The organism is Kribbella sp. NPDC048837 (genome assembly GCF_055586945.1).
Map to the genome: position 1 here is coordinate 245,271 of NZ_JBVJHF010000010.1, position 18,584 is coordinate 263,854.

The 18,584-nt window shown below is 68.8% G+C and carries 17 protein-coding genes and 1 tRNA gene; 12 read left to right on the forward strand and 6 right to left on the reverse strand.

Translation table 11 applies throughout. The annotated features are described in order from the left end of the window. Window positions 1-3 precede the first annotated feature (3 nt). Entirely contained in the window at window positions 4-897 is an 894-nt protein-coding gene (gene sucD, locus ACZ6O0_RS38360) for a succinate--CoA ligase subunit alpha (RefSeq protein ID WP_465769985.1), read from the forward strand. Window positions 898-907: 10 nt separating this feature from the next. On the opposite strand, the gene ACZ6O0_RS38365 is transcribed toward sucD, so the two are convergent. Continuing rightward, window positions 908-1,933: a LacI family DNA-binding transcriptional regulator gene (locus ACZ6O0_RS38365; protein WP_465769986.1), complete on the reverse strand. Its 1,026-nt coding sequence runs from the start codon at window positions 1,931-1,933 to the stop codon at window positions 908-910. Window positions 1,934-2,074: 141 nt separating this feature from the next. Between ACZ6O0_RS38365 and ACZ6O0_RS38370 the strand changes: the two genes are divergently transcribed. The 4 genes from ACZ6O0_RS38370 to ACZ6O0_RS38385 are packed head-to-tail and all read left to right on the forward strand — an operon-like array spanning window position 2,075 to window position 7,021. Then, the gene (locus tag ACZ6O0_RS38370) at window positions 2,075-3,010 is read left to right on the forward strand and encodes a carbohydrate ABC transporter permease (RefSeq protein ID WP_465769987.1); all 936 of its coding nucleotides are present in this window, start codon (window positions 2,075-2,077) and stop codon (window positions 3,008-3,010) included. Then, window positions 3,007-3,921: a carbohydrate ABC transporter permease gene (locus tag ACZ6O0_RS38375; RefSeq protein WP_465769988.1), complete on the forward strand. Its 915-nt coding sequence runs from the start codon at window positions 3,007-3,009 to the stop codon at window positions 3,919-3,921. Before ACZ6O0_RS38370 ends, ACZ6O0_RS38375 begins: the two co-directional genes overlap by 4 nt. Before the next feature lie 11 nt (window positions 3,922-3,932). Beyond that, window positions 3,933-5,285: an ABC transporter substrate-binding protein gene (locus ACZ6O0_RS38380; protein ID WP_465769989.1), complete on the forward strand. Its 1,353-nt coding sequence runs from the start codon at window positions 3,933-3,935 to the stop codon at window positions 5,283-5,285. A 2-nt stretch (window positions 5,286-5,287) separates the two neighbouring features. Continuing rightward, window positions 5,288-7,021, forward strand: a complete 1,734-nt coding sequence (locus ACZ6O0_RS38385) for a glycoside hydrolase family 35 protein (protein WP_465769990.1) — start codon at window positions 5,288-5,290, stop codon at window positions 7,019-7,021. A 45-nt stretch (window positions 7,022-7,066) separates the two neighbouring features. Here the strand turns inward: ACZ6O0_RS38385 and ACZ6O0_RS38390 are convergent, their stop codons facing one another. Next, on the reverse strand, window positions 7,067-8,152 hold the full coding sequence (locus ACZ6O0_RS38390; RefSeq protein WP_465769991.1) for a 2-dehydropantoate 2-reductase: 1,086 nt from the start codon (window positions 8,150-8,152) through the stop codon (window positions 7,067-7,069). 179 nt (window positions 8,153-8,331) lie between these two features. Between ACZ6O0_RS38390 and ACZ6O0_RS38395 the strand changes: the two genes are divergently transcribed. Continuing rightward, complete coding sequence (locus ACZ6O0_RS38395) at window positions 8,332-8,904, forward strand: dihydrofolate reductase family protein (protein WP_465769992.1); 573 nt, start codon at window positions 8,332-8,334, stop codon at window positions 8,902-8,904. Here the strand turns inward: ACZ6O0_RS38395 and ACZ6O0_RS38400 are convergent. Further along, entirely contained in the window at window positions 8,887-9,813 is a 927-nt protein-coding gene (locus ACZ6O0_RS38400) for a sigma-70 family RNA polymerase sigma factor (RefSeq protein WP_465769993.1), read from the reverse strand. The genes ACZ6O0_RS38395 and ACZ6O0_RS38400 overlap by 18 nt on opposite strands. A gap of 467 nt (window positions 9,814-10,280) precedes the next feature. On the opposite strand from ACZ6O0_RS38400, the gene ACZ6O0_RS38405 reads away from it, so the two are divergent. After that, entirely contained in the window at window positions 10,281-10,484 is a 204-nt protein-coding gene (locus ACZ6O0_RS38405) for a cold-shock protein (RefSeq protein WP_132152442.1), read from the forward strand. A gap of 46 nt (window positions 10,485-10,530) precedes the next feature. Here ACZ6O0_RS38405 and ACZ6O0_RS38410 read toward each other — a convergent pair whose 3' ends face one another. From ACZ6O0_RS38410 to ACZ6O0_RS38420, 3 genes are read right to left on the reverse strand one after another with little or no spacing between them, the layout of a single operon-like run. Then, window positions 10,531-11,007, reverse strand: coding sequence for a GNAT family N-acetyltransferase (locus ACZ6O0_RS38410; protein WP_465769994.1), 477 nt, complete (start codon window positions 11,005-11,007; stop codon window positions 10,531-10,533). Window positions 11,008-11,010: 3 nt separating this feature from the next. Next, window positions 11,011-11,358, reverse strand: a complete 348-nt coding sequence (locus ACZ6O0_RS38415; RefSeq protein ID WP_465769995.1) for a M23 family metallopeptidase — start codon at window positions 11,356-11,358, stop codon at window positions 11,011-11,013. 33 nt (window positions 11,359-11,391) lie between these two features. Further along, window positions 11,392-14,595 (reverse strand): tetratricopeptide repeat protein, encoded by a 3,204-nt coding sequence (locus tag ACZ6O0_RS38420; protein ID WP_465769996.1) that lies wholly within the window; start codon window positions 14,593-14,595, stop codon window positions 11,392-11,394. 281 nt (window positions 14,596-14,876) lie between these two features. Here ACZ6O0_RS38420 and ACZ6O0_RS38425 point away from each other — a divergent pair, with 281 nt between their 5' ends. From ACZ6O0_RS38425 to ACZ6O0_RS38445, 5 genes are all read left to right on the forward strand, one after another. After that, window positions 14,877-15,779 carry a class I SAM-dependent methyltransferase gene (locus ACZ6O0_RS38425; protein WP_465769997.1) on the forward strand — a complete coding sequence of 301 codons (903 nt, stop codon included), beginning with the start codon at window positions 14,877-14,879 and terminating at the stop codon, window positions 15,777-15,779. 94 nt (window positions 15,780-15,873) lie between these two features. After that, window positions 15,874-16,485, forward strand: a complete 612-nt coding sequence (gene orn, locus ACZ6O0_RS38430; RefSeq protein ID WP_465769998.1) for an oligoribonuclease — start codon at window positions 15,874-15,876, stop codon at window positions 16,483-16,485. Window positions 16,486-16,902: 417 nt separating this feature from the next. Next, a tRNA-His gene (locus ACZ6O0_RS38435) sits at window positions 16,903-16,978 on the forward strand. Between the two features lie 282 nt (window positions 16,979-17,260). After that, a complete protein-coding gene (locus tag ACZ6O0_RS38440; RefSeq protein WP_465769999.1) occupies window positions 17,261-17,749 on the forward strand; it encodes a SigE family RNA polymerase sigma factor in 489 nt (162 codons plus the stop codon). 14 nt (window positions 17,750-17,763) lie between these two features. After that, window positions 17,764-18,546, forward strand: coding sequence for a hypothetical protein (locus ACZ6O0_RS38445; RefSeq protein ID WP_465770000.1), 783 nt, complete (start codon window positions 17,764-17,766; stop codon window positions 18,544-18,546). The last annotated feature ends 38 nt before the right edge of the window (window positions 18,547-18,584 follow it).

Here is an 18,584-nt window from a genome sequence, read left to right on the forward strand (position 1 = left end):
GAGATGGCGATCTTCCTGACCGAGCACAGCCGGGTCATCGTGCAGGGCATGACCGGGTCCGAGGGACAGAAGCACACCAGCCGGATGCTTGCCGCCGGCACCAATGTGGTCGGCGGCGTGACCCCCGGCAAGGGCGGCCGGTCGGTCGACTTCGCGAAGCGCTCGATCCCGGTCTACGGCTCGTGCGCGGACGCGGTCCGGGCGACCGCTGCGGACGTGTCGGTGGTCTTCGTGCCGCCCCGCTTCGCGCTGGGTGCCGTGACCGAGGCCGTCGACGCCGGCGTACCGCTGGTCGTGGTGATCACCGAGGGCGTGCCGGTGCACGACACCGCCGCGTTCTTCGCGCACGCCCGGGCCGCGGGCACGCGCATCATCGGGCCGAACTGCCCGGGCATCATCAGCCCCGGGCGCGCCAACGCCGGGATCATTCCCGCCGACATCGCCGGTCCGGGTCGGATCGGGCTGGTGTCGAAGTCGGGCACGCTGACGTACCAGATGATGTACGAGCTGCGGGACTTCGGCTTCTCGACCGCGATCGGCATCGGCGGCGACCCGATCATCGGGACGACGCACATCGACGCGCTGGCCGCGTTCCAGAACGACCCCGACACCGACGCGATCGTGATGATCGGTGAGATCGGCGGCGACGCCGAGGAGCGGGCGGCCGCGTTCATCAAGGACAACGTGACCAAGCCCGTCGTCGGCTACGTGGCCGGCTTCACCGCTCCCGAGGGCAAGACCATGGGCCACGCCGGCGCCATCGTCTCCGGCTCGTCCGGTACGGCGGCCGCCAAGCAGGAGGCCCTCGAAGCCGCCGGCGTCCGCGTCGGCAAAACCCCGACCGAGACCGCCGGCCTGATGCGCGCGGTCCTGTCCGTCACCGAGGTCGCTGTGTGACAACTCCACCTCAGTGGCGTGGGGGCGCGGTGCTGCTGCGGATGATGAGTTCGGTGGGGACGGCGACGGGGGCGTGGTGGTGTTCGCCGGCTTGGATCTCGGCGATGAGGGCGTCGACGCTGCGGCGGCCGACCTCGGCGAAGGTTTGGCGGACGGTGGTGAGGGGCGGCCAGAAATGGGCCGCCTCTTCCATGTCGTCGAAGCCGACCACACTCACGTCGTCCGGCACCGCGCGACCGCGTTCGTACAGGGCGCGGAGGAGGCCGAGCGCCATCTGGTCGTTGGCGACGAAGACTGCGGTGACCTTGTCGTTGACCGCCAGACGGCGGCCGGCCTCGTAGCCCGAACTGGAGGTCCAGTCGCCGTCGAGGACCGGCGGCACGTCCCGGCCGTGCTCGATCAGGGTCTGCTCCCAGGACCGACGGCGCCGATCCGCCGCGAACGAGGTCGGCGGGCCCCCGAGGTGCCACACGGTCTCGTGGCCCAGCTCGAGCAGATGCTCCGTCGCCAGCCGCGCACCCTGCGCCTGGTCGGTGTCGACGATCGGGTAGTCGTAGTGCGCACTCGAGTCGACGACGACCACCGGCAGGCCGTCCGGAAGCAGTACGCCGGCCTCGTCGAGGGTGTGCGCCTCGATCAGGATGATCACGCCGTCCACGGCCTGCTCGCCGAGCCGGCTGAACGCGTTCGTGACCGCGCTCTGGGTGACGTCGAGCACCGGCAGCAGGTTGATCGCGTACCCGCTGATGGTGGCCGCGGTGGCGATCGCGTCGAGGGTGCGCGTCGTCCCGAAGCTGGACAGCTCGAAGACGATCACGCCGATACTGCGGAACTCGCCGTTGCGCAGCGCGCGGGCGGCACTGTTCGGCCGGTAGCCGAGTTGCTGCATGGCGGCCCGGACCCGGTCCCGGGTGGTCGCGTCGACGTTGTGCCGGTCGTTGGCGACCCGGGACACCGTCTGGCCGGACACGCCGGCGAGTCTGGCCACGTCGGCCATCGACGGCCGGCGCCGTACCGATGATTCGTCCGTTGACATCCGGTGCCCTCCCTCAGTTGTGCCCGCAGTGTAGACATGTTGACGTAAACACGTTACCTTCTCGGCATCGATGTTGACGTCAACATTGCGCGCGTCGCGGTGATCCTCACCGGCGCGGGATCCGAGAGGAGGTCGACGGACATGGCGGAGTCCGTGGCCCAGAACCACGTCACACCGGTGCGCGCGGCCGGCCGGCGGCGCCGGCGAGCGGCGGCCCAGGACGGCAAGGGGTGGCTGTTCGTCGGCCCGTTCCTGGCCGTCTTCGCGCTCACCTTCCTGGCCCCGATCGGGTATGCGATCTATCTCAGCCTGTTCCGCGACCAGGCGTTCTTCGGCGGCACGGTGTTCGTCGGACTGGACAACTACACCGAGGCCCTGCAGGACCCGAAGTTCTGGGAGGCGTTCGGCCGGGTCGCGGTGTTCCTGGTCGTCCAGGTGCCGGTGATGCTGGTCCTGGCCCTGCTCGCCGCGCTCGCGATCGACAGCGCCCGGCTGCACGCGTCCGGCTTCTTCCGGATCGTGATCTTCCTGCCGTACGCGGTGCCCGGCGTGGTCGCGGTGCTGATGTGGGGCTACATCTACGGCGACAACTTCGGCCTGGCCGCGAACCTCAACGACCTGTTCGGCACGACCGCGATCCAGCCGCTCAGCACCAGCTGGATGCTGCCGTCGATCGCCAACATCGTCACCTGGGAGTTCGTCGGCTACAACATGCTGATCTTCTACTCCGCGCTGCGCACAGTCCCTGGTGAGCTGTACGAGGCGGCCGCGATCGACGGGGCCGGGACGTTCCGGACCATCCGGGCGGTCAAGCTGCCGGCGCTGCGCGGCGCGATCGTGATCGCGACGATCTTCTCGATCATCGGCAGCTTCCAGCTGTTCAACGAGCCGAACATCCTGCGCACGCTCGCGCCGAACGTGATCACCACCTACTACACGCCCAACATGTACGCCTACAACCTGTCCTTCGCCGGGCAGCAGTTCAACTACTCCGCCACGATCGCGATCGTGATGGGCGTCATCACCGCGATCATCGCGTACGTCGTTCAGCTCCGCGGCTCCCGGGAGGCATTGTGACGACCACCGTGGACACACCGCGCGTCGCCCGTGCGACGCGGACCGAGAAGAAGACCAGGACGTCGCCACTGCGGCCGAAGCGGTCCCCGCTCCTCACCGGTGTGATGGTGCTGTACCTGATCTACACGCTCGTCCCGCTGGCCTGGTTGTTGATCAGCGCAACCAAGACGCAGGACGACCTGCTGTCCACGCCGGGGCTGTGGTTCGGGAAGAGCTTCGCGTTCTTCACCAACATCAAGGACACGCTGACCTACAACGACGGCATCTTCCTGCGCTGGCTCGGCAACACCCTGCTGTACGTGGTGGTCGGCGCGGGTGGCGCGACGTTGCTCGCGACCGCGGCCGGCTACGGGCTGGCGAAGTACAAGTTCGCCGGCCGGCGCGCGGTCTTCGCGATCCTGCTCGGTGCGGTCGCCGTGCCGGGGACGGCGCTCGCGGTGCCGACGTTCCTGATGTTCTCGAACCTCGGGCTGACCAACACCGTGTGGGCGATCATCATCCCGTCGCTGGTGAGTCCGTTCGGGCTGTACCTGATGTGGGTCTACGCGACCGACGCCGTGCCACCGGAGCTGCTGGAGGCGGCCCGGATCGACGGCGCCGGCGAGGTCCGGACGTTCTTCACCGTGGCGTTGCGGCTGCTGGCCCCCGGCATCGTCACGACGCTGCTGTTCGCGGTGGTGTCCACCTGGAACAACTACTTCCTCCCGCTGATCATGCTCAGCAAACCCAACCTCTACCCGCTCACGGTCGGGCTCACCCAGTGGAGCAACCAAGCGACCGGCGTCGGGGCCCGCCCCATCTACAACCTGGTGATCACGGGGTCCTTGCTGACCATCGTGCCCCTCGTGGTCGCCTTCCTCCTTCTCCAGCGGTTCTGGCAGTCGGGCCTGAGCGCAGGGAGCGTGAAGTGAAAGGAACACCGATGAAGTCACATTGGCGTCGCGTCCGGCAACTGGTGGTTGCCGGAGCCGCTCTCACGGCCCTCGCGGCCGTGGCCGCGTGCGGAGGCGGTTCGGACAACTCCGGCAGCAGTGGCAGCCAGACGACGGGGTCGCCCGACGCCGTCGACGCCGCGCTCAAGGCGGGCGGCACGATCACCTACTGGAGCTGGACGCCGTCGGCGGAGGCCCAGGTGAAGGCGTTCACGGCGCAGTACCCGAACGTCAAGGTGAACTACGTCAACGCCGGGACCGGCAACGACCACTACACCAAGCTGCAGAACGCGATCAAGGCCGGCTCCGGTGCGCCGGACGTGGCCCAGATCGAGTACCAGGCGCTCCCCCAGTTCGCGCTCCCCGGCTCCCTCGTCGACCTGAACCAGTACGGCTTCAGCCAGTACGAATCGGCGTACACGGCCTCGACCTGGGCCGCCGTCCACGCCGGCAGCGGCCTCTACGGGCTGCCGCAGGACTCCGGGCCGATGGCGCTGTTCTACAACAAGGAGGTCTTCGACAAGTACGGCATCGCCGTGCCGAAGACCTGGGACGAGTACGTCGCGGCCGGCAAGAAGCTGCACGCCGCCAACCCGAAGGCCTGGATCACCAACGACTCTGGTGACGCCGGCTTCACCACCAGCATGATCTGGCAGGCCGGCGGCCAGCCGTTCAAGACCGACGGCAAGAACGTCACCATCAACCTGCAGGACGACGGCTCCAAGAAGTGGACGGACACCTGGAACCAGCTCGTCACGGGCGGTCTGGTGTCGAACATCCCGGGCTGGACCGACGAGTGGTTCAAGGCGCTCGGCGACGGCACCATCGCCACGCTGCCGACCGGTGCGTGGATGCCCGGCGTGATGGAGGCGTCGGTCAAGGCCGGCGCCGGCAAGTGGGCGGTCGCCCCGATGCCGACGTACGACGGCCAGCCGGCGACCGCGGAGAACGGCGGCAGCACCGAGTCCGTCCTGAAGCAGAGCGCCAACCCGGCACTGGCGGCGGCGTTCGTGCGGTGGCTGAACCACGACGAGGGTGTGAAGCCGTTCCTCGCCAGCGGTGGCTTCCCGGCGACCACGGCCGACCTGAAGGACCCGGCGTTCGTCGACAAGGCGAGCGCGTACTTCGGCGGCCAGAAGATCAACCAGGTCCTGACCGGCGCGGCCGGCTCGGTCGTGAAGGGCTGGAGCTACCTGCCGTACGAGCTGTACGCGAACAGCATCTACGGCGACACGGTCGGCAAGTCGTACCAGTCGAAGTCCGACCTGAACACCGGCCTGAAGGCCTGGCAGGACGCGCTTGTTGCTTACGGCAACCAGCAGGGCTTCCAGGTGAACGGCTGACCGTGACCCACTTCGCGATCGGTGAGTCCGACTTCCTGCTCGACGGCCGGCCCTTCCGGATCCTGTCCGGGGCGCTGCACTACTTCCGGGTGCACCCGGACAGCTGGGCCGACCGGATCGAGAAGGCCCGCCTGATGGGACTCAACACCATCGAGACGTACGTACCGTGGAACGCGCACAGCCCGCGCCCGGGCACCTTCGACACCTCCGGGATGCTCGACCTCGAGCGCTTCCTGCGAGAGGTGGCCGCGGCCGGCCTGTACGCGATCGTCCGCCCCGGCCCGTACATCTGCGCGGAGTGGGACAACGGCGGGCTCCCGGCCTGGCTCTTCCGGGAGCCGGACATGGGAGTCCGCCGGTACGAACCGAAGTTCATGGCAGCGGTGCAGGAGTATCTGTTCGACGTCCTGCGAATCGTGGCGCCGCTGCAGGTCGACCAGGGCGGGCCGGTGCTGCTCGTCCAGGTCGAGAACGAGTACGGCGCGTTCGGCGACGACCAGACCTACCTGAAGTCGGTCGCCGAGATCATCCGGAACGCCGGGATCACGGTGCCGCTGGTGACCGTGGACCAACCCGTCGACGCGATGCTCGCGGCCGGCGGCCTGGACGGCGTACTGCGGACCGGGTCGTTCGGGTCACGTGCTCCGGAGCGGTTGGCGACCTTGCGCAAGCATCAGCCGACCGGGCCGTTGATGTGTATGGAGTTCTGGGACGGGTGGTTCGACCACTGGGGTGGACCGCACCACACGACCAGCGTCGCCGACGCGGCGGCCGAGTTGGACGCGCTGCTGGCGGCCGGTGCCTCGGTCAACATCTACATGCTCCACGGCGGCACGAACTTCGGGCTGACGAGTGGGGCCAACGACAAGGGTGTGTACCGGCCGACGATCACGTCGTACGACTACGACGCCCCGCTGGACGAGGCGGGGAATCCGACGGAGAAGTTCCACGCCTTCCGGAAGGTGATCTCCCGGTACGCGCCCGTCCCCGATGTTGTCCCGGCGTCGGGGGCTGGTGCGCCGGAGACCTCTGCGGCACTGGTGTCGCCGCTGCGGTTGCTGGCTGGTCCTTGGGGTGCGTGGAGCGAGCACTCGACTCTGCCGACGCTCGACGAGCTGGACGCTCGGCTGGCGCTGTTTCGGACGGACGTGCCGGGTGGGGAGCCGGTGCTGCTGAGTGTGGGCGAGGTGCGGGATCGCGCGTACGTGTTCCTGGATGGTGCGCCGGTCGGGGTGCTTGATCGGGAGCGGCATGACCGGGCGTTGATGCTGCCGCGGGGTGGGCGGCTGGAGATCGTGGTCGAGGACCAGGGACGGGTGAACTACGGGCGCCGGATCGGCGAGCCGAAGGGGTTGATCGGACCAGTCCGGATCGGTCCCGTCGAGCTCACGGACTGGTCGGCGTGTGTGATCGACCTGGACGACGTGCCCCGGCTGTGGGATTCCATGGGACCGACAGTTCCCGGCGTCGGGCCGACCGCGTGGCGGGCGTCGTTCGAGGTCGACGAGCCGGTGGACCACTTCTTGTCGACCGTTGCTTGGGGCAAGGGATTTGCCTGGGTGAACGGGTTCAGCCTCGGGCGGTACTGGCGGCGGGGGCCGCAGGAGACGCTGTACGTGCCGGGTCCGGTGCTGCGGCCGGGGCGCAACGAGCTCGCCGTCCTGGAGCTCGAGGTGCTGCTCGATCCGGTCGCCCACTTCGTCGCCGGCCCGTCGCTGGGCCCGCTCGAACTGTAGGTGGAACAGGTGGGTCCGGCGTCGCTGTAGCCGGACCCACCTGGCTCAAGACCCCGCTGCGGCCGAGCTACCGGCAGGCGCTGTGGCCGAGCTCCCAGCAGGTGCTGTGGCCGGGTTGCCGGCAGACGCTGCGGCAGAGCTGCCGGCAGGCGCTGCGGCGGGGGCGCCGACTTTGGTGGCGAGGAGGTCGGCGACGGCGTGGACGGCGCGCAAGGTCGGGGCCTTGGTGCCGGTGAGATCGGCGAGTTCGACGACCGCGGCGAGGATGACGTCGAGCTCCAGCGGCTTGTCCTTCTCGAGGTCCTGGAGCATCGAGGTCTTGTGCTCACCGACCCGTTCGGCACCGTTGATCCGCTTGTCGACCGAGATCTCCGGATGACAGCCGACCGCGGCCGCGATCTCCAGCGACTCCTCCATCATCAGCCGCACCATCGCGCGCGTGCCCTGATGCGTGGCGATCTCCACCATCGTCGCCCGCGCCAGCGCACTGATCGGGTTGAACGCAGCGTTGCCGAGCAACTTGATCCAGATGTCATTGCGGATGTCCGCCTCGACCGGGCACTTCAACCCACCCGCGATCATCGCCGCGCTGAACGCGTCACACCGCTCCGACTGCCCGCCCACAGGTTCACCGATCGAGAACCGAGTGCCCTCCAGGTGTCGTACGACGCCCGGCCCCTCGAGTTCGGTCGAGCAGTAGACGACACACCCCACGGCGCGCTCGAGCGACAGCACCTCGGTCACCGACCCACCGGGGTCGACGGACTCGATCCGGCGGCCCTCGTACGGGCCTTTCAGTCCGTGGAAGTACCACCACGGAATGCCGTTCTGCGCCGCCACGACGACGGTGCGGTCGTGCAGGAGCGGCTCGATCAACGGGCCGGCGCTCGCGTACGAGTTCGCCTTGAGCCCGAGGAAGACATAGTCGACGGGTCCGACCGCGGCCGGGTCGTCGGTGGCGGGAGTCCGGGCGTCGAAGTCGCCGCGAGGGCTGAGGACCTTCACACCGTTCGACCGGATCGCGTCCAGATGGGCGCCGCGGGCGATCAGATGCACCTCGGTCCCACCGCGGTGCAGCGCGGCGCCGACGTACGCGCCGATCGCCCCGGCGCCGAGAACAGCAACCTTCATGAATGTACCGCCTTCCAAGGAGGCTTGGTATACGGGATACAGTAGGCGGGAGCCCAAATGCGGTCAAGATCACACTCCTCGGTAAGCGCTCGCCGAAAAACTTCGCCGTCCGCCGATGAATCCGGACCGGCCCGTCGGTATGTACCGGCATGAATCACTTGACCGAAGGAGCAGGAGCAATGGGCCGCGTCATCGTCGTCTCGTTCGTCAGCCTCGACGGCGTCGTCACCGACCCGGACGGATCGGCCGGAACCCCGGCCGGCGGCTGGGCGTGGCGGTTCGGACCGGAACTCGTCGGCGGGGACAAGTTCCGGCTGGGGTCGATCCTCGACACCGGGACGATCGTCCTCGGCCGCTCGACCTGGGAGCTGCTCGGGCAGCGGATGCCGAGCCGTACGGACGATTTCTCGGTGCGGATGACCAAGATCCGCAAGCTGGTCGCCTCCCATTCGCTGACCGATGTGTCGGCGTGGGAGAACTCGACCCTGATCGAAGGTGAGGTCGCCGACGCGGTCCGCACCGAGCGCGAGTCCCGCGACGTGGTCGTGGTCGGCAGCCTGAGCGTCGTCCGGGCGCTGCAGGAGGCCGGTCTGGTCGACGAGTACCGCCTGATGACGTTCCCGTCGATCCTCGGCGCGGGCGAGCGGTTGTTCCCGGCTTCCGGTACGCCGGTCCACCTGGAGCTGATCTCGATGGACCAGGTCGGGCCGGCCGTGCTGGCGACGTACCGGGGGTCAGAGGGTCAGGGCTAAGCCGAACGCCGCGAAGATCGCGTCGTCCTGGAAGACGCGGTTGTGGCTGATGCCGGCCGCGGTGATGGTGAACACGTGCAGGGTGTGCATCCGGTACACCGCACCATCACCGCGGTAGACCGCGATCCCGGCCTGCCCGTTCGCCGCGATCGGGAACACCCGCCAGTCGGTCCCCCGGCGCGCGAACACGCCCTCCACGAACCGCAGGTGGTCCTCGCGACCGGAGTACCAGTTGTAGAACGGCGGCATCTCCAGCGTGACGTCGGCCGTGAGCAACTCGGCGAACGCGGCGACGTCCGCCTTCTCGAAGGCGACGATGTACTTGTCGACAATCGCCAGGCTGCGGGGATCATCGGGCTCGAGTACGTCGTCCTCGGCGAGGCCGGTCTCGGCCAGCTTGGCGCGAGCCCGTTGCAGCGCGCTGTTGACCGCGGCCGGAGTCATCTCGAGCTCGGCCGCGATCTCGGCGGCGGACCAGTCCAGCACCTCGCGCAGGATCAGCACGGCACGCTGTTTGGCCGGGAGGAACTGGAGTGCCGCGATCAGGGCGAGCCGGAGGCTGCCGCGCTCGCCGACGACCGCCGCGGGGTCGCTGGGGAACGGCTGCAACCACAGGACTTCCTCACCCCGGACGAGTGGCGCCAGCGGATCCTCACCGCGGGCGACCAGTCCGGACGGCAGTGGGCGGCGGCTACGGCTCTCCAGCTCGTTGAGGCAGGTGTTCGTGGCGATCCGGTAGAGCCAAGTGCGCAGGGACGCGCGGGTCTCGTCGTACCGGTCGAAAGCGCGCCACGCGCGTACCAGCGTCTCCTGGAGCAGGTCCTCGGCGTCCTGGATCGATCCGGACATCCGGTAGCAGTGCTGGAGCAACTCCTGGCGGTACGGCGCGGTCCGCGTCTCGAAGGTCACGCCCCATTGTGTTAGCACCATGGGACAAATGAGCTGGCCGGCGATGGTGTGGACCGGTGGAGCGCCCGGTCCGGGCAAGTCGACGATCGCGCGCGGCCGGCGTATGCGGCGGTGCCGGCGGCGGTGTGGTTGGTGCCGGACGCGGAGCAGACCCGGCTTGGCCGAGCTCCCGCCGGACGCGTTCGCGTGTGAATGCGGTCACTCGGGCTGCTCCGCCACCTGGCCGGGGACGCCGGACGGGTACGACGCGCGGCGTGGCGATGGGTGGTTGGCAGTTGGCTGAGCGTGCTAGGGTCGTCGGCGGTTGCAGTTTTGCAGTTCCACGTTCGTTTCGAAGCGCCCGCGGATTTGTGATCCGCCGGGCGTTTTTCTCATATCAGGACCGTTGGTCCGATCTGGGAGGGCTCGTTGCGGCAACCCGGGACCGGCGTCCGCCGGTCTCGTAGGCCCCACAGAAGGAGCAGATCATGGCCAGCGGAACAGTGAAGTGGTTCAACGGCGAAAAGGGCTTCGGCTTCATCACCCAGGACGGCGGCGGCGCCGACGTGTTCGTGCACTACTCGGCGATCGCGACGGACGGCTTCCGCTCCCTGGACGAGAACCAGAAGGTCGAGTTCGACGTCGCCCAGGGCCCGAAGGGCCTGCAGGCGGAGAACGTTCGCCCGGTCTGAACCCGTTAGACCTGACAGGCCCGGCCGTTTCGGCCGGGCCTGCTTGTCATGTGGTCCAGAGGTACTCGCCGTCGTCCACCTCGTCGGTGCGGGTGAGTCCGGCCGCCGCGGTGACCGCGGCCGAGGCGGCGTGCTCCGGATGGACGTGGGCGATGATCCGCTCGATGCCCTGGGCACCCAGCCACGTGACGAGACCCTGCGCGGCCTCTTTCGCGTAGCCGTGGCCCTGCCAGTCCGTGCCGATCACCCAGGCGATCTCCGCCGTACTGCCGGTAACGGTCGCTTGCACGTAGCCGATCAGCTCGTTGTCGTACCGGATCACCCAGTTGAGCCACTGCTCATCCGGCCGGCCCGGTCCGGCGAGCTGACGTCGGTAGCGGGCTTCCAGTGCGTCCACGGTCGGTGGCTCCCCACCGGTGAAGGTGTAGAGGTCCGGGTCGGACAGTACCTTCGCCATCTCCCCGGCGTACTCGAGCTGCAGCGGCAGCATGCTCAGCCGGTCGGTGTGGAAGGGCGTGATCACAGCTCAACGGTAGTACCGGGCATTGGTGTGCAGGTCGAACTGCGGACTGCGCTGGGCACCGGACTCGTACGGCGCCACCCGCTCCTCGTAGTGCAGATGTGCACCAGTAGCGACGCCGAGCCGGTCCCCTGTCTCCACGGTCTCCCCCTGGCTGACCGCGAGCTCGGACAGACCGCGGTACAGGTGCCAGATCGCGTTCGACTCGACGACGACCTGACCGGCCTCGATCCGAATCACGACACCGGCCAGAGTCGCCCTGACTGGTGTGCCGGGATCAGTGCGATAGTCGCGACCGGTATGCCCCGTGCCGAACTCGCGAACTACCTCTGGGTTGTGCACCGGCGCTGCCATGTTCAGATGCTGGAGCGGCGCCTTCAGACAGTCTTAAAGCCGAGCCGGGACGGCCGGATAGGGCGCCGGCTCGACCTCCAGCTCGGCCATCCGCTGCACGTACGTGCGGTACGCCCGACGGGCCTCGCCATGCGCGCCACTCGCCTGGAACGCCGTCACCAGGCCCAGATGCGCGCGTTCGTCGTACTGATCCCGCTGCAGGATCCGCAGCAGGTATCCGGCCGCCGCGTCCGGGTCACGCCGGCCGCGCTCGGCCAGTACGCGCGCCACCCGGACGTAGAGCGCCCGTGCCTCCTCGCGCATCCCGGCGGCCCAGTCGGCGTACACGTCCTCTTCCAGGAAGTCGCCGGAGTACGCCGCTTCGGCTGTGCGGAGCAAGCGGAGATCGCTGGTGTTGAGCCCCTCTCGCGCGTCGTGCAGGAACAGCTCAACGTCCACGGCGGTCTGCTCGCCGTCGAGCCAGATGGTGGCGCGGTCCGCTCCGACGAAGTGGTCCGCCGGGTACTTCTTCGTTGGATCGAGCACCGAGCGTACGGTCGACAGGGCGACCGAGAGACGTGGTGACGCGACGGACTCGTCCTGGTCCGGCCAGAGCAGGTCGAGGAGTTGCACACGGGCGACCGGCCGGCAGCGGCGGGCGACCAGGATCTTCAGCAGGTCACGGGCCTTCTTGGACGGCCACTCCCCTAGCTGGACCGCCTTGCCGTTGCGTAGTGCGCGGAAGCCGCCCAGGCATTCGATGCGGACCGGTGCAGGGCCGGTCTCGTCGGTGGCTGCGAGTGCTGCGGCGGCGTACCGGGTCGCACCGGCGGCCAGGAACTGCAGGTGTGCACGCTGGGCCAGGTCACGGCCTTCCGCACCTTCAGTGCGGCGGGCAAGCATCAGCTGGGCGCGTGCCTCGCCGAGTTGATCGCCCAGCTCTCTGCGGATGTTCAAGACCTCGTGGAGAACCTCACCACCCCCTGCGGCGGCGTACAGCTCCAGTGCATCGGCCAGGCCCGCGCGGTCGCGGCGCTTGCGGCAGAGCGCGGCGGCTTCCTCCGCTGTCGCGGCGGCTTCGGTCTTGTTGCCGGCGTGCAAGGTGACCCAGCCAAGCGCGACCAGCGCGCCTGACAGACCGAGTACGGGGCCATAGGCAACGGCTTGGCGAGCCAGCGCGGCGAGCTCGGCGGCTCGCTCCGGCTCCTCGATCGCGAGCACTCGCGCCAGTCCGGCCAGCGACGGCACCAGGGACTGCATGTCCTTGGTCTCCTCGGCCATCGCGATCGCCTCTTCGAAGCAGGCGCGCGCCATCGCACGATCACCTCGCTGCCGGTAGACCTCGCCCAGGACAGACAGCGGCTGTGCGACCCGCTTGGACTCCAGCTTCTGGTAGAGCGCTCGCGACGCTTCCAGCTCGCCGATCGCCTCGTCGAGGCGACCCAATCTGAGCAGGGCTTCGCCTCGGTTGTTCAGAGCCAGCGCCCGGAACACTGCGAAGCCGGCGCGGTCGGCCAGCTCCAGTGCAACGTCCAGCTCCTTCAGGCCGGGTGCGTAGTCGCCTTCGGCGATGTGGTGGGACGAGCGGTTCACCCGGATACGAATGGACTGCAGGAGATCGCCGCCTCGCTCGGCATGCTCCAGAGCACGCAGATAGTGCGACGAGTTGCCGGCCGGGTCGCTGTCCACCGCGGCCAGCATGGCGAGGACTGTGTGCACGATCGCCAGTGCTCTGTCGTCGCCGGAGACTTTGGCCGACTCCTCGGCTGAGGTGATCAGCGCGCGGCATTCTTCGAACTCACCGCGCAGCCAGTGCGCACCGGCCCACCACGCCTGCAACAGTGCCTCGTCCGTCGGGTGTTGGCCGTCGATCCGACCGCGCTGGTACATGGCGATCGCAATGTCCGTCTGGCCACGCAGGTGGTGGATGAGACCTAGGCGCCACGCGATCGCGACCGGTATCTCACCGTCAGGCTCGATGATCCGGTCGAAACAGTCCACCGCACCTTGCCAGTCCCCGAGCACCTGACGCGCTTCGCCTTCCAACTGATCCATGGTCGCGTCACGCAGCTCGGTGGGGAGTGCAGCGACGGCAGCGACCACGATCTCGGCCATGCCGCCGCTGACCATCGCATGTCCGCGCTCGGCGAGCATCTGGGCCGCTCTGGCCGGTTCGACGGCTTGGTAGCAGGCCAGGGCGTCTCTGTGCTCCCCGACCGACTCGAACCATTGGCCGGCTTGGACCGAGAGCTCAGCCATCTCTTGCGGGTCCACGGCCAGTCTGTCGTTGGCGAAGTTCTTCACCAGCGGGTTGAGCTCGTAGCCGTCCGCCTCGCCGGCTGAGACGACCAGTCCCCTGATCCGCAACTGCTGCAGGGTGTCTGCGCTGTCGGTGAGACCCATCGCCTGACAGATGTCGGACCCGAACCGTGGGAGGACGGCAACGGCTGCGAGCAAGCGGCGTACCGCTGGTGGCTCGGCGGCGAAGACCTCCTCGGCCAGGTAGTCGTACAGCGGGCCGTCCGATCTCAGGGCGCGCCGCAACCGGGTACCGCGCCCTTCCGGCGGTGCGGTGCGCAGTGCTTCCACCGCCAGGCGTACGGCGGCGGGCCAGCCTTGGACCGCTGACTGCAGCGGCTCGGCCAGCTCCTCGGTGCCGTCGCCCAACACCTTCTCCAGTACGGCGAGGGTCTCGGGGACGGTGAACGCCAGAGCGGTGGCGTCGATCTCCAGTACCTGACCACGGCCGCGGAGCCGGTCGATGCCGAACGGCATGGGGCTGCGGGACGCGACGACCAGGTGCAGGCTCGGCGGCGCCGTACGTACCAGGCCTTCGATCAGTCTGGTGGCGGGGGCGGCCGGGTCGAGCTCGTGCAGGTCGTCGAGGACGAGGACGAGGTCGTCGTCGAGATTGTCTGCGAGGGCGTCGGCCAGGAGAGCGGCGTACGCGAGGGCACGGGTCTGTTGCTCGGCGTCGGCATCCGGGCCGCGCGGGCTCTGCAGTTCGGCCGGGATCGTGTCGAGGGCGGGAACCTGTCTGCGCAGGGCTGTTACCAGTGCTGAGACCATGGCGGCCAGCGAGCCGTCCTCGGCCCGCACGGTGTGCCACGCGCACGGCTTCTCGGTGGCCCACGAACTGAGCAGCGTGGACTTCCCGAAGCCGGCGTCCGCCACCACCGTCAGCAGCCGCCGCTGCACACCCTCGTCCAGCAACGCCGCCAGCCGGGGCCGCCCCACCGTCCCCGCCACGGATTCCACGGCCCCCACCTCCTCCCCCAGATCCCCGAACAGAACAGCATCCGCGGCAGCCCGCCCGCAACCGTGCCGGCCCTGATCTCCCGGTTGATCTGGCAAATCTCCCGGCTCACCCGGGACTGCGTACCCAACAACGGGAGGTGGTGGGGTTTCCGGGCCGGATTTCACGGGAGCTCAGGCGGGACCGCGGCGACTACCTCCCGTTCTTCGGTACGCCGGAGTCCGGATTGCTGGTTCGGCAACAGGATGTGGGAGTTGGGTGTGGGCGGGCGGAGACTGGCGGCATGGTGGAGATCGAGTGGGCGGAAGAGGCTGGGCGGCTCCGGGCATCGGCGGAGGGCGAGGCGGACTGGAACAGGCGGGTTGCCACCAGTCTGGTCCGGGAGGACGACCGGCTGGCTGTGGATGTGGGCTGCGGTGGTGGCGGGATGGCGAAGGCGCTGTCTGAGGCGCTGACCCCCGGGGCGACCGTGGTGGCGATCGATGCGGATCCCGACGTACTGGAGCAGGCTCGGCAACACACGGGTGGTGCGGTGCGGTGTGAGCTGGCCTCCATGGACGACGGTGTGGAGCCGTTGCGCAAGGCAATCGACGGACCGGCCGATCTGATCTGGGCGTCGGCCTCGGTGCATCACGCCGGCGACCAGCAGGCCGCCGTGGACGCGTTGGCCTCGCTGCTCGCGCCGGGTGGGCGGTTGGCGTTGGCCGAGGGTGGTCTGCCGGCGCGGAGTCTGCCGTGGGATGTCGGGGTCGGCGAGCCTGGGCTGGAGCTGCGGCTGGATCTCGCGCAGGACCGGTGGTTCAAGGTGATGCGTGAGTCGCTGCCCGGTTCGGTGCCGATGGCCTACGGGTGGACTGAGGCGCTCACTCGTGCCGGTCTGACTGATGTGACGACGCGGAGCATCCTGACTGAGGTCTCACCTCCGCTTCCGGCTGAGCGCTTGGAGCACCTCATCTCGGCGTTCCGCTTCCGGGTCGAGCGTCTTACTGGCACTTCGTCCGAGGAGACGGGCCACGGACACGGGCACGGGCATCTTGTTCCGGCGGACGCTGATTGGTTGGGTGCCGATGATCTGGCTGCCTGGCAGCAGCTCCTGGACCCGGACGGTCCGGAGTACCTCGGGCGGCGTACCGATCTCGCCGTGCTGTCCGTCCGCAGCATCCACGTCGGCCACGCACCGCGCTGAACACGGTCCCGTGCGCGTGCTGAGATGAGCGCCACGCCCGGCTTGGGGCCGGTGAGCGCCCCGGTGTCGGTGCGTCGCCGTAAGGTGGGTGCCCATGAACGACCGGCTGGTGTGGATCGACTGCGAGATGACCGGCCTCGACCTGGCGGCGGACGCCTTGATCGAGGTTGCGGTTCTGGTCACCGACTATGAGCTGAACGTGCTCGGTGACGGGATCGACCTGGTGATCGCGCCACCACCGGGTGCGCTCGAGCAGATGGGCGACTTCGTCCGCGACATGCACACCGGCTCCGGTCTGCTCGCCGAGCTCGAACACGGGATCCCGCTCGCCGATGCCGAGCAGCAGGTGCTCGACTTCATCTCCGGGTATGTGAAGGAGCCGCGGAAGGCCGCGCTCGCGGGGAACTCGGTCGGCACCGACCGCACCTTCCTGGTCCGCGACATGCCGCGGGTCGAGGCGCACCTGCACTACCGCAACGTCGACGTCAGCTCGATCAAGGAGCTCGTCCGGCGGTGGTATCCGCGGGTCTACTACGCCACCCCGGCCAAGACCGGCAACCACCGGGCCCTGGCCGACATCACCGAGAGCATCGAAGAGCTCCGCTACTACCGCCAGACTGTCTTCGTCCCCCAACCCGGCCCCGACTCCGACACCGCCCGCGCCGCCGCCACCCTCATCACCACCCCCAGCCCGAACACCCCCTGACTCGGGATTTCGAGCCTCACAGACGCACCCGGCAGGCCCGATTTCTGGTCCCACCCCCATCCCTCCCAACGCCCCAACCCGGCTCCGCTCGGTGTCCACGGACGCGTGCGCGAGGCCCGATTTCTGGTCCCACCCCGACCACCCCCAACGCCCCAACCCGGCTCCGCTCGGTGTCCACGGACGCGTGCGCGAGGCCCGATTTCTGGTCCGACCCCAACCACCCCCAACGCCCCAACCCGGCTCCGCTCGGTGTCCACGGAGGCGTGCGGCAGGCCCGATTTCTGGTCCGACCCCAACCACCCCCAACGCCCCAACCCGGCTCTGCTCGGTGTCCACGGAGGCGTGTGGGAGGGCCGATTTCTGGTCCGGGAGGTTCGTCGCTATGATTGCTCAGCCGTCGCAGTCGGGGCGGCCATGGTGGGTGTAGCTCAGCTGGTAGAGCACCTGGTTGTGGTCCAGGTGGTCGCGGGTTCGAGTCCCGTCACTCACCCCACAGCGAAGGCGACCTGCGCCCGCGGAAACCCGCGGACCAGGTCGCCTTCGCCGTTCCGTGCCCCCACGGTCACCGTCCGCGTGGCCCCCCGATGGCAGGATGTGCGGGTGAGATCTTCCGGGAGCATGTGGTTCGGGTACGGCGTGGTGCTCGCCGTCACGTTCGTCGTGGGGTTTCTGGCGTTCGCCGTCTGGGTGCTCTCGAAGGTTTTCTGAGCCCGGTGTGATCTGACGCCGCGGTCAGTGCGTCTCTTGGGGCAGAGGCATCGACCGAAAGGCTGCGATGAGATCCACTGAGGACTTCGAGGAGTTTGCGCGGGCGCGGATACCGCATCTGTACCGGACCGCGTGGCTGCTGGCGGGTGATCGGCATCACGCCGAGGACCTGGTCCAGGAGACGCTGGCGAACCTGCTGCGGACCTGGCACCGGATCGACAACCCGACGGCGTACGCGCGGACCGCGCTGGTGCGGACGTTCGTCTCCCAGCGCCGGCGCAAGAGCTGGTCCGAGCGGCCGACGGCGGACCTGCCGGAGCGGGCCGAACGGGCCGGCGACCCCGAGCTACGGCTGGCTCTGCAGAGCGCTCTGGCCGAGTTGGCGCCACTGGATCGTGCCGTGCTGGTGCTGCGGTTCTTCGAAGATCGCAGCGTCGAGCAGGTCGCGCTCGATCTCGGCAAGAACGCCAGCGCGATCACCACCCGCACCGCCCGAGCCCTCGACCGCCTCCGCGCGGTCCTCGGCGACGGCGCCGCCCAGCTGATCGTGCACTGACACCGAGGAGCATCATGAACACCCAACTCACCGACCTCATGCAGCGCGCCACCGAGAACCTCGAGCCGGTCACCCCGGACCTGCTCGAGCGCAGTGTCCAGCAGGGCCTCCGGCTGCGCCGCCGCCGTACGACGGTGCTCAGCCTCACCGGAGCCGGCGCCGTACTCGCCACCGTCGGCCTGATCGCCGGTGGCGTCCAACTGCTCGGCAGCCCGTCCAACACAGCGGTCGCCGGGATGCCGGCCCCGTTGACCACACCGCCTCCGGCCAAGCCGAGCCAAGTGACGCCGCGGCAGACGCTGGAGATCCTCAAGTCCATCGTCACGGCGCCCGGTCGCACGCTGTCCAAGCCCGAGTCGTGGGGCGGGTCCGAGGACGGCTTCGCGGCAGCGGCGTACGTCGTCAACGACGGCAAGGGCGCCTCCCGGGTCGACGTACTGGTCGCCGGCGGCGGCCAACAGAGCCCGTGTGAAGAGTCGAACTGCATCACCAACCCGGACGGGTCGAAGCTGTTCACCCTGACCGAGCAGCCGGAGTACCCGGGCAACCGGAACAAGGACGGCGTCACCAGCAACTATGTCGCCCTGTACTACCCCGACGGCCGCTTCATCAGCATGACCAGCTACAACGCCCCCGCCGAGAAGGGCCAGCGCCACACCCGCCAGAAGCCCCTCTTCACCGTCGCCGAACTCACCACCATGGCCAAGAGCAAGGCCTGGAAGTTCCCCCCGTCCACCACCGCCAAGTACTCCGGCAAGGCCGTTTCCCCGTCGGCCAAGCTCAAGCCCACCAAGTGAGCCCCGGAGGCCCGGCTACCCCCACAGGTAGCCGGGCC